The following is a 382-nucleotide window of genomic DNA, read 5'->3' on the forward strand; positions in this document are numbered from 1 at the left end:
TTATGATAGGTATATTATTGATATTAAAGAAATCGGTATTGGAACTCCTATAAACAATACTCAGATCTATATTTTAGATTCACAAATGAGCTTATTACCAATGGGTGTAGTTGGTGAGCTATGTGTAAGCGGAGCAGGGGTTGCTCGTGGTTATCTGAATCAGGAAGAGTTAACCCGAGAGAAGTTTATAGAGAATCCATTTAAAGAGGGAGATAGAATTTATAAGACGGGAGATTTAGCACGTTGGCTCCCTGATGGTAATCTGGAGTTTATTGGCAGAAAAGATAATCAGGTTAAAATTCGTGGTTATCGAATAGAGCTTGGTGAAATCGAGAATGTATTGTCATCGGTACGTGGAATCAGCCAGTGCTGTGTATTGGCC

At 38.5% G+C, this 382-nt stretch carries 1 protein-coding gene; it reads left to right on the top strand.

Features of this window, described 5'->3' with window-relative positions; genetic code table 11:
* A partial coding sequence (locus FLA105534_RS14325) for an AMP-binding protein (protein ID WP_173966804.1) occupies positions 1–382 on the top strand: 382 nt, incomplete at both ends.

It is taken from the genome of Flavobacterium collinsii (genome assembly GCF_902804485.1).
Lineage (GTDB): Bacteria > Bacteroidota > Bacteroidia > Flavobacteriales > Flavobacteriaceae > Flavobacterium > Flavobacterium collinsii.